This is a genomic window from Arthrobacter sp. SE2 (genome assembly GCF_058244265.1).
The window spans coordinates 17,358-30,419 of record NZ_JBZAYA010000009.1; the positions used below are offsets into that span (position 1 = coordinate 17,358).

The following is a 13,062-nucleotide window of genomic DNA, read 5'->3' on the forward strand; positions in this document are numbered from 1 at the left end:
TTGTTACCTCCTACGGCGGCGGGTGTATGCATCGAGGGCGACGGCGCCGATGATGATTGCTCCCTTGATGATCAACTGGCTGTTTGTGTCCAGGCCGATGGAATCGGAGACATTTGTGATGCAGGCGATGATGAGGATGCCGATGCCGGTTCGCCACATCGATCCTTCGCCACCGAATAGCGATGTTCCGCCGATGACCACGACTGCGATTGCGTCAAGGGCGATGCTAGAGCCCAGGTCGGCCTGGCCTACTCCCACACGTGACGCAATGATGAGGCCTCCGATCGAGGAGCAAAGACCGACGACGACGTAGGTGATGGTTTTGAGCATTTCGACGCGGATTCCAGCCAGGCGCGCGGCTTCGGCATTCCCGCCGATGGCGTACAGGGACTTGCCGTAGACGGTGCGGGACAGCACGAATGCACCGACGATGAATATGGCAAGAAACAGCCACGTAGCGTTGTAAATGCCGAAGGTAGTTGCCAGACCCAGGTCCTGGAACCCCTCCGTTGAGACGACAATCGGCGTCGAATGCGAGTAGATGTAGGCGCCTCCGCCGAATACCGACGCCGTGCCAAGGGTTGCCACGAATGCGTTGATGCGGAGCTTTGTGACGAGCAGTCCGTTCACCAGGCCCATCACTACACCCAAGACGAGGGCCAGGGGAATGGCGGCCTGAAGGGGCATCCTGTTCGCCATGTCTGCGTATACGACAGCTGTCGCGGCGTAAATCGCCCCAACCGACAGGTCAAACCCTCCTGCGATCATCACCATGGTCATGCCGACTGCCACAATGCCGAGAGGGGCGTTCTGGGACAGGATTTGGCTCAGATTGCCCGCGTTGAGGAAGCCCGGGTACACAATTTGGGCTCCGATGACGACAATGAGCAGGACCCAGACCATGCCGAAGTGCAGGAATACCGTGCTCGCGATGTGCTTTAACGAAGGGTTGCCCAACGCGGGAATCGTGCCGGCCGTTCCCTTGGCATGGCCTAAGTTGGCCATCTTGGTATCAGACACCTGAGTTCTCCTTATCGTGGGTCTCGCCGAATGCGGCGCTAAGAATTTCGTGCACGTGCACGGGGTGGTCCGTTCGGCTAAGTTCAGCGACGCCTCGCCCGTCTTTAAGTACGAGCACCCGGTCTGCGACCGCGCTGACTTCTTCCAGTTCTGATGAGGCGATGATGACACCGACTCCGTCATCAGCAAAGCGCCTCAGTGCGCGAAGTATTTCCGCTTTGGCGCCGACGTCGACGCCTCGCGTTGGTTCGTCGGCCAGTAGCAGCTTGGGCATCTGGTATCGCCACCTGGCAAGGAGGAGCTTCTGTTGGTTTCCCCCTGAGAGGTTTCCCGCCTTGGTCTGGAGGCGTTTCGGGTCGAATCCGAATTCCTCGACCATTTGAGCCGTGAGGTTCCGCATCTTTCTGGTGGATAGGACGCCAGCGTTCGCGGACTTGCCGAGCGCGGCCATGGCGATGTTCTCCATGGCGGTCATGCCGAGCACCAATCCCTGGCCCTTACGGTCCTCCGGGATAAGCGCGATTTTGGCGTTGAGCGCGCTTCTGGCCGTCCGGGGCCACGCCACGGCGTCACCGTCGACGCGCATTGTTCCTTGTGAGCGGGGTTCCAGGCCGGCGAGGCAGCGCATAAGTGTCGTACGTCCGCTGCCGACCAGACCACCGAGTCCGACTATTTCGCCGGGCTGAACTGATATGTCGATGTCGTAGAGCAATCCGGGCAGGTTGATGCCCGTGGCCACCAGCGGCGGTGCCGGGCTCCTGTCAGGAAGCTGCTGGCGTAGCGGGACCGGCCGATCAGCGATCGCCATATGTTCCGCCGGCGGGGGTTCGGGGTCGAGCAGTTCGTCGTGGAGCGGGCCTGTGTTTTCGCCGAGCATCTCGGTGACTAGGAGATCCCGCGTCCACTCGGCGACCGGGCCAATGCGTGACACGCGGCCGTCTCGAAGAACGGTGATATGGTCTGCGACTCCGAGAACTTCTTCGAGGTTGTGTGAAACGAAGATCATGGTGACGCCTTGGGTGCGCAGATCCCTGACGAGACGGATCAGCGCATCGCGTTCGGAGGTTGAAAGAGCCGCGGTGGGCTCGTCAAGGAGGATGATGCTCGCGTCGGCGACGAGGGCGCGCATGATTTCGAGGATCTGCTGGTCAGCGATGGAGAGCGTGCCGGCGAGCGTGCGGGGCGGGATTTTGACTCCTACTCTTTCGCACAGCTTCAGATAGCCTTTGCGGACATCCCTGCCCCTGGCCACACCGGCAACGGATGGCGTCATGCCCAGATAGACGTTGTCCTCGGCGGACAGACCGGGAACGATGGTCAATTCCTGGTAGATGGCTACCAGGCCTGCGGCGCGGGACGCGCGGGGAACGCCGGGCGTTGGTTGGACGCCATTGATCAGCACTGTTCCCTCGGTCGCGGCCACCCGACCGGTCAGGATCCCGATCATGGTCGATTTTCCGGCCCCGTTCTGTCCGACAAGCGCCTCGACCGTTCCGGAGGGTATGGACAGATCGATTCCCTTCAGCGCCTGGACTCCGCCATAGGTTTTGACGATTCCGGTGCAAGCTATGGCGATGCGTGGATCAGCACCGGGGGAGGGGAAAGTGTCGGCGCTCATCAGCTGGCCGCCTTCGTCGTTGGTTGGGGTGACGCCGCTGGGGACTCGCCGGGGGCCAGGGCCACAGGTGTGGGCCGGTAGATGGGTCCCCGGGAGAGTACGGCGCTGGTCAGTTCGGCGAGATCATCGTCGAACTCAATGGGGATCTCCGATCGCGTTGAGTACCCGACGCGTTCCTGGACAGTGGGGTTGAGGTAGTAAGCGGCCGTCACAGCTTCGGCCAGGGCGCCGAAGTGCGCGGTACGTTTGTCATCCAGCTCGTAAAACGTGCCCGGAATGTCTGTGCCGAGTTCGATCAGGGCGGCGCGAACCCGGTTGATGAGGTCCGGTCGCACGCTAAAAACTTTGTCTATTCCTGCTCCGGGAACGTCCGCTTCGCTGGCCGAGGGCATCTTCGAGCCGCGGGGGATCAGAAGGTCCGCGATGCTTGCGAGGCATGCGCGTTCTGCGGAATCGAGGGTAACGGGGATCATGCTGTCACCTGCTGTCGTCGTGATGCGATCGCGTGTTCGGTCGCCCGTAGGGAGAATGCCGCGATCGTGGGGGTGGGGTTCATGCCCGAGGAAGTGGGCCAGGTACTCCCGTCGACGATGATCAGGTTGGGCACGTCATGGGCGCGGCCCCATTGATCGACGACGGACTGCGCGGGATCGGTGCCCATCGTGGCGGTCCCGAGGATGTGCCAGCCGGTCTCCCGTATCATCGGGGCGACGATCGTCTCTTTGGCACCGGCTTCAGTGAGCGATTCGATGGCCCGGTCGACGTTGAAGGCCAGGAGGTCCTTCGTGTTTTGTGAGGTCTTGTAAATCAACTTGGCTCCTGGCATTCCACGATGGTCGATGCTGGCTCGATCGAGCAGGACTTCGTTGTGTTCTTCTGGAAGATCCTCGGCGACGATGCCCCAGGCGACAGAGTGGCCGAGTCTGGAGGCGACGGTCTTGTGGAAGTTTTCTCCCCAGATCGGCTTGCCGCCCCAGGGGAATGCGGCTGTCATCGCCTGAGGTCCGCCGGTCGGGGTGACATTCCATTTCGCCCCTCGGAGGAACCCCCGGCTCGGATCTGTTTCGTAGAACTGAAGGGAATATGCGGGCTGTCCCCAGACGCTTTTCCAGGCCTCCAGATCTTCGTCGAAGACTCCGACAACCGCCGCGAAGGGGTGCATCATCAGGCGCTTGCCCACCAGGCCCGATGAGTTAGCCAGCCCGTTCTGAAACTTCCGGCTTTCTGACATCTGTAGCAGACGGGGGGTGCCAATCCCATTCGCTGCGATGACGACAAGATCGGCCTCCTGTCGTCGGTCCATGCCGTTCTTGTCACGGAAGACCACTCCCGTGGCGATCCCTGCGGAATTTACCTCTATTTCCCGCACGGTTGCACCAAGGATGAGACGGGCACCAAGGCGGATCGCGTCAGGCCAGTGGGTGACGTCAGGGGAACCTTTCGCCTTGTTGACGCATCCCCACATGCATGCACCCCGCTGGACGCACGCTCCTTGATTACCGTACTTCTCGGTGGCGATGGCGTTGCTTCCCGGCCACCAGTGCCACCCCAGCCGGTTGTGGGCCTTAGCGATCATGCGGCCGGCCCGGCCCAGGGGGGCCGGCCGCATCGGATAGCCAGTGATGTCGGGAAAGGCAGGATCGCCGGGGAAACCCGACACGCCGAAATCGCGCTCGATCCGGTCGTAGAAAGGGCTGAGATCCTCATAGCTGAGCGGCCAATCCTCAGCAACGCCGTCGAGCGTCCTCACTCGGAAATCCGAGGGCATCAGGCGCATCCAGATGCCGGCGTACATCACAGCGCTGCCACCCACGCCGTTCCAGATCAGCGGTTCGACATCAGAGTCCGTTGTGTCGATGGTGTAGTCCGCGGGCGATTGCCGCACTTCCGGAGACGGCGACCATTGCTTGCCCGCACTTAACTCCAGGTATTCATCAGTGACGTGCGAGGTCCCGTAGTCCGGCCAGGCGCCCTGTTCGAGACAAACCACGCTGAATCCTTCTTCGGCAAATCTCTTCGCCGCTACGGCGCCGGCGGGGCCTGCTCCGACAACGACCACGTCTACCTTGCCTCCAGCGACTTCGCCAGATTCTCGCATTCTTAACACCCTTGCTGTCCGTGTGAATATTTCGACTCGGGAATCGTGTGACCTGATGCTGCTTGTGTCTGAGCTGGCGCATCCACCACCGGGCGCAGTGCCCTAGTACTCGGCGTTGAACTTAAGGCCATCTGCCTTGTTCAGGATCTGAACACCGGACTGCAGCGCATCACCGGTCAGCGTCGCGCCGTCGTTCGGGAGATAAGTCGGTACTTTCTTGCCGGCGAAGGCGTCGGCGATCGCGTTGACGGACTGCTGGGCCATGGTTGCGGGGTAGTAAGGGGATGAGGCAGCGACGGCGCCGCTGCGCAGCTGGTCGATGGCCCACTTTGATGCGCCCTTGTCATACAGCTTCACCTTGTCGAGCATCCCTGCGGCCTTGAGCGCCTGATAGGCGCCCTGGGTGACGTCAGAATTGGCTGCGCTGAACACGACGGTCGTGTCCGGGTTTGCCTGCAGCAGCGGGGCCAGTTTCGACTGGCCCTGGGCCAGGGAGTAGTCCGTGTCAACGACGGAGATGATGTTGAACTCCGGATGGGCCGCCTTGGCTTTTTCGATCGCGGCGTTCAGGTTCTTGGTCACACCGAAGAGCTGCGGACCGCTCAACGCGATAACGGTCTGTTTCCCTGGGTTTTCCTTGGCCATGTAATCGATGTAGCCGTCGAATACGGTCTGGCTGTCGGTGCCGCCGATGTAGTTCAGTGTTCCTGGCGTGTACTGCTCGTCCTTGATCTTCAGTGCCCTGCCACACAGGGGTACTGCGATGACGGAAACGACGATTCCTTTGGACGCGGCGGTCTTTGACATCGGGTCGCACATGATCTGGTCGTTGATCGGGTCGATGATGGCTGCATTGAACCGGCCGCTCTGCAAAGCGTTCTGGACCTGATTGAACTGAGTCGTTCCGTCCCATTTCGCATCGAAAACCGTGACGGTGGCGCCCGGGATCTTTTCGACCGCTGCCTTCACGGTGTTTGTGGATGCCTGCAGCCAGGCGTTGCTCGTTCCCGGCGCAAAGTAGGCCAGACGTATCGGGCCCTGCACTTCCACGGGCGTTCCCCCCGCATCGATGGTGACCTTCGGGCCAGCCGAGGAGGAGGACGACGACTGGGCTCCACACCCCGTGGCGAAGACAGCAACAACTGCGACAACTGCGAGAGCGGAAAGATTACGACGTTTCATGGATAACCCCTTTGTTATGTGATGACGCTGGCCCGAGCGAAGGTGCCACGTCGAGTTGGTTCCGTGATGTTTCCAAAGAGGCATCGAGATCTCGGTGGAGGCTGCATGCAAGGGAAACATCTTCATCAACTTGTATGATCGTACGACGATCTTCATATGACGTCAATCACTTGTTTTGAGATAGATCCGCTTGTTTACTGAGTATGGTTATTTTCAACATTGTGTGATCGTATGACGATAACCTGAAAGGAAATCAATGCCGAAGAAACCAGCACCACAGCAGCGCCATGTGCGGGTCCTCTCCTATGACGAAGCCAGGCTCGTCCTGGACGCCGCACTTGCCAGGGCGAAAGAGATATCGGTACCGGCAAGCGTTGCTGTTCTAGACGCCGGCAGGGAACTTTTGGCGTTTGGACGACATGACTTGGCCCCATTGCTGACCGGAGAAGTAGCGCGCGCCAAGGCCTACACCTCAGGATCGCTCCGGCAGCCATCCGGAGCTCTGCTCGAGCCCACCCGTCCCGGTGGAGACTTCTACGGCCTACAACACGGGTCGGATCACGCACTCATCACCTTCGCCGGCGGGATGCCTCTTTTCGACGGCAAGGATCTCGTGGGGTCGGTCGGGGCCAGCGGCGGTTCCGTCGAAGAAGACACGGCAATCGCACAAGCGGCAGTGGAAGCATTCGAAGGGATGGGAAAATGACGAAAACAACAGCTGGTCTTCTCACGGGGCGTCGGGTAGTGCTTACCGGAGCCGCAGCCAATATCGGCGCAGCCATTGCCGACAGGTTCGGCGAAGAAGGCGCCTCGATCGTCATTGGTGACATCGACACCGGAGCGCAGGGCACAGTGGACCGCCTCAGGGATCAAGGCGTCCAGGCCCTGTTCGTGCGCACAGATGTGTCCGACGCCGCCAGCATGGAAAACCTGTTCCACGAGGCAGCGTCGTTCCTTGGCGGCATCGACGTTATCGTCAACAACGCAGGAGTGCAGCGATCCGCGCCAATCACGGAACTCGCGGAGTCGGACTGGGACCTGCACATGGCCGTTAACGCGAAGTCGTGCTTTCTCGCGGCCAAGTACGGCATCCCCTTCCTCCGGAACTCGCCTGGAGATAAGTCCATCGTCAATATGGCATCGGCCGGTGGCATCAAGGCGCCGCCGGGACTCACCGGGTACTCCGCATCAAAAGGCGCGATCATTGCCTTCACAAAGACTCTCGCCGGTGAGCTCGGCCATGAAGGAGTCCGCGTCAACTGCGTTGCCCCGGGCTGGATAGACACCTCCTTCAACGATCCCGTTGTGGCCCACATGGGGGGCCGGGACGCGCAAGCGAAATCCATCGAAGCGAGCGTTCCGCTGCGGCGCCAAGGTACGCCCGACGAAGTGGCCGAAGCCTTCCTGTTTCTGGCCTCAAACGCATCGACGTTCGTAACAGGTCAAACTCTGATCGTCGACGGTGGATCGTCCTGACGCATCGTCCGGTGCTCGCTCTGCCAAGCCGGGGGGGCGCGCTACCATCGATCAAGAGATATTGACAGACCGTACGATTGTCGTACAATTTGTTGTAACGACCGTTGCAGACTGCGACCGCTCCAATGAGTTACGAGGAGGTAACTAGTGAACTTCAATGAAGCCGATATGCAGCACAAGAAGTTGGCCTGGTCCTGCTGGGTGCCTTCCGGTGGCTGGTGTCCGTGACGGGGGTGGGCACGGCCGTCGAGCTCCACCGGCGCCCCCGGTCCACGGGCAGCGCTATCAGCTTTAACATCGCCGCCGCCGGCCCGGGACCCTCTATCGGCGCATTCCTGGCCTCCAGCACCGGCAACCTCCTCGCCCCGCCTTCTTCCAAGTCGTCATCGCCCTGATCACCCTGTGGCGTTGCGCAAGTGTCTTCCGGAGAGCAGCAAGCAGGACATTTCCAGGATGAGATCGACCGGCATGCGAAGTCGTCCGAGCCGGTCGAGGCTGACAAAATATTTGCCCAAGCGAGGATTACGAGCATGACGAACAGCGATACGTATCAAGTCAGCATTGTGAAATTCGGTACCCGATCCACGGTGAAGAGCGATGTTTACCTGAACTTTCACATCTACAAAACGGCTGATGAGCCCGTGGATATGGACTACTTCTTCTGGGTGATCCGCAACGGGCGACGTACCGTCGTCGTCGACACGGGCTTTTCCCGGCACGGCGGGGAGGTGCGGAACCGCACCTTCCTCATCGAGCCGGCGGCGGCGTTCGCGGCCTTGGGCGTGGATCCCCGAGAGGCGCCGCAAGTTGTTGTCACCCACGCGCACTATGACCACATCGGAAATCTGGATCTGTTCCCGGTATCGAACATCATCATGGCCCGCGCTGAACTGGAGTTCTGGCTCAGCAGCTTCGCCTCCCGCAAACAGTTCAAGCACTCGATAGAAACCGAGGAACTGGATTACCTGAAGCGTGCGGCGGGGGAGGGCAGGATCACCACCTTCGACGACGACTACACGGTGGCCCCCGGCATCCGCGTCTCACGGGTTGGCGGCCACACGCCTGGCCAGTCGATCGTCACGGTGCAAACCAGCGAGGGCCAAGTGGTGCTCGCCTCCGATGCCATCCACTACTACGAGGAATTCGACCAGGACATACCGTTCATGTTCGTCAACGACGTGCGGGAAATGTATGCCGGATTCGACACGATCCGGAAGCTGATGTCCACAAACGCCAGCCATCTCGTGACAGGCCACGATCCCTCCACGCTGGAGCGGTTCAGCCCCGTCAAGGCTGGCCCGCTGGCCGGACTAGCAGCAACCATCGGCAGAAAGGAAGAACAGTCATGACCATCCTGCGTTTTGACGGCAAAGTGGCCGTCGTTACCGGCGCGGCCGGCGGCCTGGGCAGAGCATCGGCCTGGCGGCTCGCTGCGGAGGGCGCACACGTCATCGTCGTCGACATCAACGCCGACGCCGCCGCCGAGGTCGCGCGATCGCTGCCCACCAGGTCTATCGCCGTGGCAGCCGATGTGGCGAACGAGGCCGACGTCCACAACTACATGCAGGAGGCGCTGGACGCCTTCGGCCGCGTGGACCTATACCACCTGAACGCCGGGATCTTCGGCAAATTCGCGGCACTGCCGGATGTCGAGGTGGAGGATTTCGACCGGGTCATGGACGTGAACGTCCGCGGGCAGTTCCTGGGCATGCGGGCGGCATTCCGGCAGTTCGCCGCGCAGGGCACCGGGGGCAACATTGCCATCACGGCGTCGATCGCAAGCCTCACGGGGGCTGCGGACCTGCTGGCTTACCACACGTCCAAACACGCCGTTGTGGGACTGGTTCATGGCGGCTCCGTCTACGGCGGTCCGCTGGGCATCCGGGTCAACGCGGTGGCGCCGGGAATCGTGCCCACCGATCTTTTCGCCGCCGCCGCAACCACCACCGGTGGCAAGAATGACATGGCGCAGCGCGCCAGCACCACCCCGCTGCGCCGGGCCGGCACCGTCGAGGAGATCGCCGGCGTCGTGGCCTTCCTGCTGAGCGATGACTCGGCGTACGTGACCGGCCAGGTGATCGCGGCCGATGGCGGAGCCTCCATTGTGAACACCGTCAGGCCCAGCGGCGGCGCCGGGGCGTGGGACACCACCAGCGTGGACGAGGCCATCTATGGCAACAACTTCCAGAGGACAGGACAATGAGCGAACTCCGTATTGGATTTATCGGCCTTGGCAACATGGGCGGCCGCATGGCCACCTGCATCACAAGGGCTGGAAAGGAAGTACTGGGCTACGACCCCGTCTCAGCAAATGTCTCGGCAGCAGGCGCCACGTCCGCCGGAAGCGCGGCGGACGTGGCGGACGACTCGGACATTATCCTCCTCTCCCTGCCCAAGAGTGCGGTCGTGGAGGCCGTGTTGCTCGGCAACGGGGGCGTCCTGGATCACCTCCGAGACGGGCAGATCGTCGTGGACCTGAGCACCTCCGCCCCCGGCTCCACTCGCATGATTGCCGGAAAAGTCGCCGCGGTCGGCGCGAGCTACCTGGACGCCGGCATCTCCGGTGGAGCGGTCGCCGCAGAAAAAGGCGAATTGGTCCTGATGGTGGGCGGTGAAGAGATCGTCCTTGATCGTGTACGGCCGACGCTGGAACTCTTCTCCAGTAGAATCTTCTACACCGGAGCATCAGGGGCGGGCCACACGACCAAGCTCATCAACAACTTCCTGAACGCCATCACCTTGTCGGCCACGGCGGAAGCAATGGTTGCCGGTAAGAAGGCCGGCCTGGACCTCGAGGTGCTGCTGGATGTCATCAACAACAGCTCAGGGGTCAGTTTCGCGTCGCTGAATAGGTTCCCGAAGATCATCAAGGGGGACTACCTCAGGGGCGGCCTCACCAACGCCCTGATGATGAAGGACGTGCTGGCTTACGTGGAACTGGCAGGGGACCTCGGCGTGGCAAGTCCCAATTCCGCCGGTCCGCTGGCGAGCTTCGGTCTGGCCAACGCCCTCGGCTACTCCGATCAGATCAGCAACACAGTGGTCGACGCCATCGGTGACGTGTCCGGCGGCGTCCGGCTCTTCGACCCGGCTCCGGCCGGCCGTCATGCGCCCGAAGAGCCCCACTCAGCGCAGGAGCGGCCATGAGGATCATCAACGGACCTGGGCAGGATGGCACGGCAGGCAAGGCCGGTTCGCAGTTCAGCGGCACCGCTTTCCCGTACCTAACGATGGCGTCCACGGATGGCGTCACGATCAACACCGTCAACTTCACCCCCGGCGCCAGAACGTACTGGCACCACCACGAAAACGGCCAAATCCTCCAGATCCTTGCCGGGCGCGGTCTCATCCATGCAGACGGCGAGGACAATCCCCGTGTGCTCAACGCCGGCGATACCGTGTGGTGCCCGCCGGGGGAACGCCACTGGCACGGGGCTGCAACAGACTCGTTCATGACGCACACGGCAGTTTCCCTTGGCCTGACCCATTGGGCCGAACCGGTCGAAGAATCCGACTACACCAAAACCCCAGAGCTCCGGAAGGAATAACCATGCACCCCAACGAAACCCACGCCAGAACGTACGAAGAGGGACTGGCCACCCGCAAGGAGGTGCTTGGCGCGAGCCACGTGGAACGCTCCCTCGGGCAGGTGTCCGAGTTCAGCCGTCCGATCCAAGAACTTGTCACCGAGTACTGCTGGGGCGCCGTCTGGAACCGTGAAGGCCTGGACCGCCGCAGCCGCAGCATGATCAACCTGGCAATGCTCACCGCCCTGAACCGCTCCCACGAACTTGGGGTCCACGTCCGCGGCGCCATCAACAACGGCGTCACGGAACAGGAAATCCAGGAAATACTTATGCAGACTGCCATCTACGTCGGCGTCCCGGCGGCCCTGGAATCCTTCCGGGTGGCAGAGAAGGTGCTGAACGAACTCAGGGTTAGTGAGACGCCATGACCACAATTGCCTTCATCGGTCTGGGGAACATGGGCTCGCCGATGGCGCAGCGCCTGCTGGCCGCCGGCCACAGGGTCAGGGGCTTCGACCTTTCCGAGGATGCTAAAGCCAGACTCACGACCGCAGGAGGAGCCAGCTTCGGATCACCGGCAGAAGCCGTCTCCGGAGCAACCGTCGTGATCTTGATGCTGCCAAACTCCGATGTCGTCGAAAGCGTCATCACCAGCCCCGAAGTGACAGCCGCGCTGGCCGTTAACACCCTGGTGATCGACATGGGCTCCAGCGAACCAATGCGCAGCAAGGATCTGGAACAGCGGCTAAGGACACACAACATCCGATTCGTCGACGCCCCTGTATCCGGTGGCGTGATAGGTGCCGAGAACGGCACGCTCACCGTCATGGCCGGCGGCGACGAGCAGGACCTTGCGGAAGCTGGCGACGTGCTGGATGTCTTTGGAACAGTCAAGCGGGCAGGCCAAGTCGGAGCGGGACACGCTGCAAAGGCCCTGAACAACCTCATGTCGGCAACCCACCTGCTCGTGAGTAGCGAAGCCATCCTGGCCGGGCAGAGTTTCGGGGTGGAACCGGAGCTGCTGCTGCAGATCGTCAACGGGTCCAGCGGCAAAAGCGGTTCGACAGAGAACAAATGGCCCAACTTCATCCTGCCAAGGAGCTACAACTCCGGATTCACCCTGAGACTGATGCTCAAGGACATGAAGATCGCCATAGATCTCGCGGACCAGGTGCATGCAGCCTCGCGGCTCAGCCATGCGGCAGTGAAGCTTTGGGAAGAAGCGGCCGAAGCCCTGCCGGAGAGTGCCGACCACACAGAAATCGCCCGCTGGGTGGCTGAGACTTCACAAGAGCCAGCAGCCAGCCACGGGTAACATGGCTCAATTTCACACGCAGGAAGAAGGAAGACGATGAACGGTCCCAACTCGTTGGCCGAAACCTGGACGTCGGAGCCGCTCGGGCGCGTCGCTGCCCCGGTCCGTGAGCAGGTGGCGGACCGCTTGCGGGCAGCGATCACCGGTCTGAAGCTCCAACCCGGGCAACGTCTGGTGGAGCGCGAACTCATGGAACAGCTCGGCGTCTCCCGGACCACGATCCGGGAAGCGATCCGGGAGCTTTCTTCCGAGGGACTGGTGACGGTGGTACCCCAAAAGGGCGCTGTCGTCAGCCGGCCTACGCGGTCTGAGTCTGAAGACCTCTATGAGGTGCGCGGGGCTCTGGAGTCCATGATTGTGCTGCGGTTCATCGAACGCGCAACCGACTCTGAAATCGAACTGCTGCAGGCGGCCGTAGCCCACTACCGTTCCGAAACCGAGCAGCACATCGACGACATGCAGGTGATTCTCACGGCCAAGGATGGGATCTACGCTGTCCTGATCGCAGGGGCCCGCAGCCAGCCGCTCCGCCAGCTCATCGAGCAGATTCAGGCCCGGGTGCACGTGCTCCGAGCCACATCGCTGTCCCGCCCGGGACGCGCGATCGAAGCCGTAGTGGAGATGGAAGCGATCGTCGCGGCCATTGTCAAACACGATGCTCCCCTCGCTACGGCGCTCTACACGGCACACATCCGACGAGCCGCGCGCACCGCACTTGCGGCTTTCGACGATTAGCGACAACTGCTCTTTCACCCTGCATATCGACTATCTCCTGGCACGCCATGCCCTCAGCGTTGCCGGTTGGCAAGTGATTACCGAAGCCGGC

The 13,062-nt window shown here is 61.7% G+C and carries 14 protein-coding genes; 9 read left to right on the plus strand and 5 right to left on the minus strand.

Features of this window, described 5'->3' with window-relative positions; translation table 11 throughout:
* Positions 1–3: 3 nt before the first annotated feature.
* From AC4CS3_RS13510 to AC4CS3_RS13530, 5 genes are all read right to left on the minus strand, one after another.
* Positions 4–1,020 carry an ABC transporter permease gene (locus tag AC4CS3_RS13510; RefSeq protein WP_234748616.1) on the minus strand — a complete coding sequence of 339 codons (1,017 nt, stop codon included), beginning with the start codon at positions 1,018–1,020 and terminating at the stop codon, positions 4–6.
* Entirely contained in the window at positions 1,013–2,638 is a 1,626-nt protein-coding gene (locus AC4CS3_RS13515; RefSeq protein WP_234748615.1) for a sugar ABC transporter ATP-binding protein, read from the minus strand. The genes AC4CS3_RS13510 and AC4CS3_RS13515 overlap by 8 nt, the downstream gene beginning before the upstream one ends.
* Positions 2,638–3,111, minus strand: a complete 474-nt coding sequence (locus tag AC4CS3_RS13520) for a hypothetical protein (protein ID WP_234748614.1) — start codon at positions 3,109–3,111, stop codon at positions 2,638–2,640. Before AC4CS3_RS13520 ends, AC4CS3_RS13515 begins: the two co-directional genes overlap by 1 nt.
* Positions 3,108–4,736: a GMC oxidoreductase gene (locus AC4CS3_RS13525; protein ID WP_234748613.1), complete on the minus strand. Its 1,629-nt coding sequence runs from the start codon at positions 4,734–4,736 to the stop codon at positions 3,108–3,110. The genes AC4CS3_RS13520 and AC4CS3_RS13525 overlap by 4 nt, the downstream gene beginning before the upstream one ends.
* A gap of 102 nt (positions 4,737–4,838) precedes the next feature.
* Complete coding sequence (locus AC4CS3_RS13530; RefSeq protein WP_234748612.1) at positions 4,839–5,918, minus strand: sugar ABC transporter substrate-binding protein; 1,080 nt, start codon at positions 5,916–5,918, stop codon at positions 4,839–4,841.
* A gap of 256 nt (positions 5,919–6,174) precedes the next feature.
* Here AC4CS3_RS13530 and AC4CS3_RS13535 point away from each other — a divergent pair, with 256 nt between their 5' ends.
* The 9 genes from AC4CS3_RS13535 to AC4CS3_RS13575 all read left to right on the plus strand — a co-directional run bounded on the left by AC4CS3_RS13535 (position 6,175) and on the right by AC4CS3_RS13575 (position 12,971).
* Positions 6,175–6,624: a GlcG/HbpS family heme-binding protein gene (locus AC4CS3_RS13535; protein ID WP_234748611.1), complete on the plus strand. Its 450-nt coding sequence runs from the start codon at positions 6,175–6,177 to the stop codon at positions 6,622–6,624.
* Positions 6,621–7,394 (plus strand): SDR family NAD(P)-dependent oxidoreductase, encoded by a 774-nt coding sequence (locus AC4CS3_RS13540; RefSeq protein WP_234748610.1) that lies wholly within the window; start codon positions 6,621–6,623, stop codon positions 7,392–7,394. Before AC4CS3_RS13535 ends, AC4CS3_RS13540 begins: the two co-directional genes overlap by 4 nt.
* A 530-nt stretch (positions 7,395–7,924) precedes the next feature.
* Positions 7,925–8,743 carry an N-acyl homoserine lactonase family protein gene (locus tag AC4CS3_RS13545; RefSeq protein WP_234748609.1) on the plus strand — a complete coding sequence of 273 codons (819 nt, stop codon included), beginning with the start codon at positions 7,925–7,927 and terminating at the stop codon, positions 8,741–8,743.
* Positions 8,740–9,597, plus strand: coding sequence for an SDR family NAD(P)-dependent oxidoreductase (locus tag AC4CS3_RS13550; RefSeq protein ID WP_234748608.1), 858 nt, complete (start codon positions 8,740–8,742; stop codon positions 9,595–9,597). Before AC4CS3_RS13545 ends, AC4CS3_RS13550 begins: the two co-directional genes overlap by 4 nt.
* Positions 9,534–10,541, plus strand: coding sequence for an NAD(P)-dependent oxidoreductase (locus tag AC4CS3_RS13555; protein WP_234748607.1), 1,008 nt, complete (start codon positions 9,534–9,536; stop codon positions 10,539–10,541). Before AC4CS3_RS13550 ends, AC4CS3_RS13555 begins: the two co-directional genes overlap by 64 nt.
* Positions 10,538–10,942 (plus strand): cupin domain-containing protein, encoded by a 405-nt coding sequence (locus tag AC4CS3_RS13560; RefSeq protein WP_234748606.1) that lies wholly within the window; start codon positions 10,538–10,540, stop codon positions 10,940–10,942. Before AC4CS3_RS13555 ends, AC4CS3_RS13560 begins: the two co-directional genes overlap by 4 nt.
* Positions 10,943–10,944: 2 nt before the next feature.
* Positions 10,945–11,349 carry a carboxymuconolactone decarboxylase family protein gene (locus AC4CS3_RS13565; RefSeq protein ID WP_234748605.1) on the plus strand — a complete coding sequence of 135 codons (405 nt, stop codon included), beginning with the start codon at positions 10,945–10,947 and terminating at the stop codon, positions 11,347–11,349.
* Positions 11,346–12,236, plus strand: a complete 891-nt coding sequence (locus AC4CS3_RS13570) for an NAD(P)-dependent oxidoreductase (RefSeq protein WP_234748604.1) — start codon at positions 11,346–11,348, stop codon at positions 12,234–12,236. Before AC4CS3_RS13565 ends, AC4CS3_RS13570 begins: the two co-directional genes overlap by 4 nt.
* Before the next feature lie 36 nt (positions 12,237–12,272).
* On the plus strand, positions 12,273–12,971 hold the full coding sequence (locus AC4CS3_RS13575) for a GntR family transcriptional regulator (RefSeq protein ID WP_234748603.1): 699 nt from the start codon (positions 12,273–12,275) through the stop codon (positions 12,969–12,971).
* The last annotated feature ends 91 nt before the right edge of the window (positions 12,972–13,062 follow it).

What these genes read in the sequence shown, in the direction of transcription:
- AC4CS3_RS13530 (WP_234748612.1), bottom strand. Translation starts at nt 5,918, where the DNA reads ATGAAACGTCGTAATCTTTCCGCTCTCGCAGTTGTCGCAGTTGTTGCT.
- AC4CS3_RS13540 (WP_234748610.1), top strand. Translation starts at nt 6,621, where the DNA reads ATGACGAAAACAACAGCTGGTCTTCTCACGGGGCGTCGGGTAGTGCTT.
- AC4CS3_RS13535 (WP_234748611.1), top strand. Translation starts at nt 6,175, where the DNA reads ATGCCGAAGAAACCAGCACCACAGCAGCGCCATGTGCGGGTCCTCTCC.
- AC4CS3_RS13550 (WP_234748608.1), top strand. Translation starts at nt 8,740, where the DNA reads ATGACCATCCTGCGTTTTGACGGCAAAGTGGCCGTCGTTACCGGCGCG.
- AC4CS3_RS13515 (WP_234748615.1), bottom strand. Translation starts at nt 2,638, where the DNA reads ATGAGCGCCGACACTTTCCCCTCCCCCGGTGCTGATCCACGCATCGCC.
- AC4CS3_RS13545 (WP_234748609.1), top strand. Translation starts at nt 7,925, where the DNA reads ATGACGAACAGCGATACGTATCAAGTCAGCATTGTGAAATTCGGTACC.
- AC4CS3_RS13565 (WP_234748605.1), top strand. Translation starts at nt 10,945, where the DNA reads ATGCACCCCAACGAAACCCACGCCAGAACGTACGAAGAGGGACTGGCC.
- AC4CS3_RS13520 (WP_234748614.1), bottom strand. Translation starts at nt 3,111, where the DNA reads ATGATCCCCGTTACCCTCGATTCCGCAGAACGCGCATGCCTCGCAAGC.
- AC4CS3_RS13525 (WP_234748613.1), bottom strand. Translation starts at nt 4,736, where the DNA reads ATGCGAGAATCTGGCGAAGTCGCTGGAGGCAAGGTAGACGTGGTCGTT.
- AC4CS3_RS13575 (WP_234748603.1), top strand. Translation starts at nt 12,273, where the DNA reads ATGAACGGTCCCAACTCGTTGGCCGAAACCTGGACGTCGGAGCCGCTC.
- AC4CS3_RS13570 (WP_234748604.1), top strand. Translation starts at nt 11,346, where the DNA reads ATGACCACAATTGCCTTCATCGGTCTGGGGAACATGGGCTCGCCGATG.
- AC4CS3_RS13560 (WP_234748606.1), top strand. Translation starts at nt 10,538, where the DNA reads ATGAGGATCATCAACGGACCTGGGCAGGATGGCACGGCAGGCAAGGCC.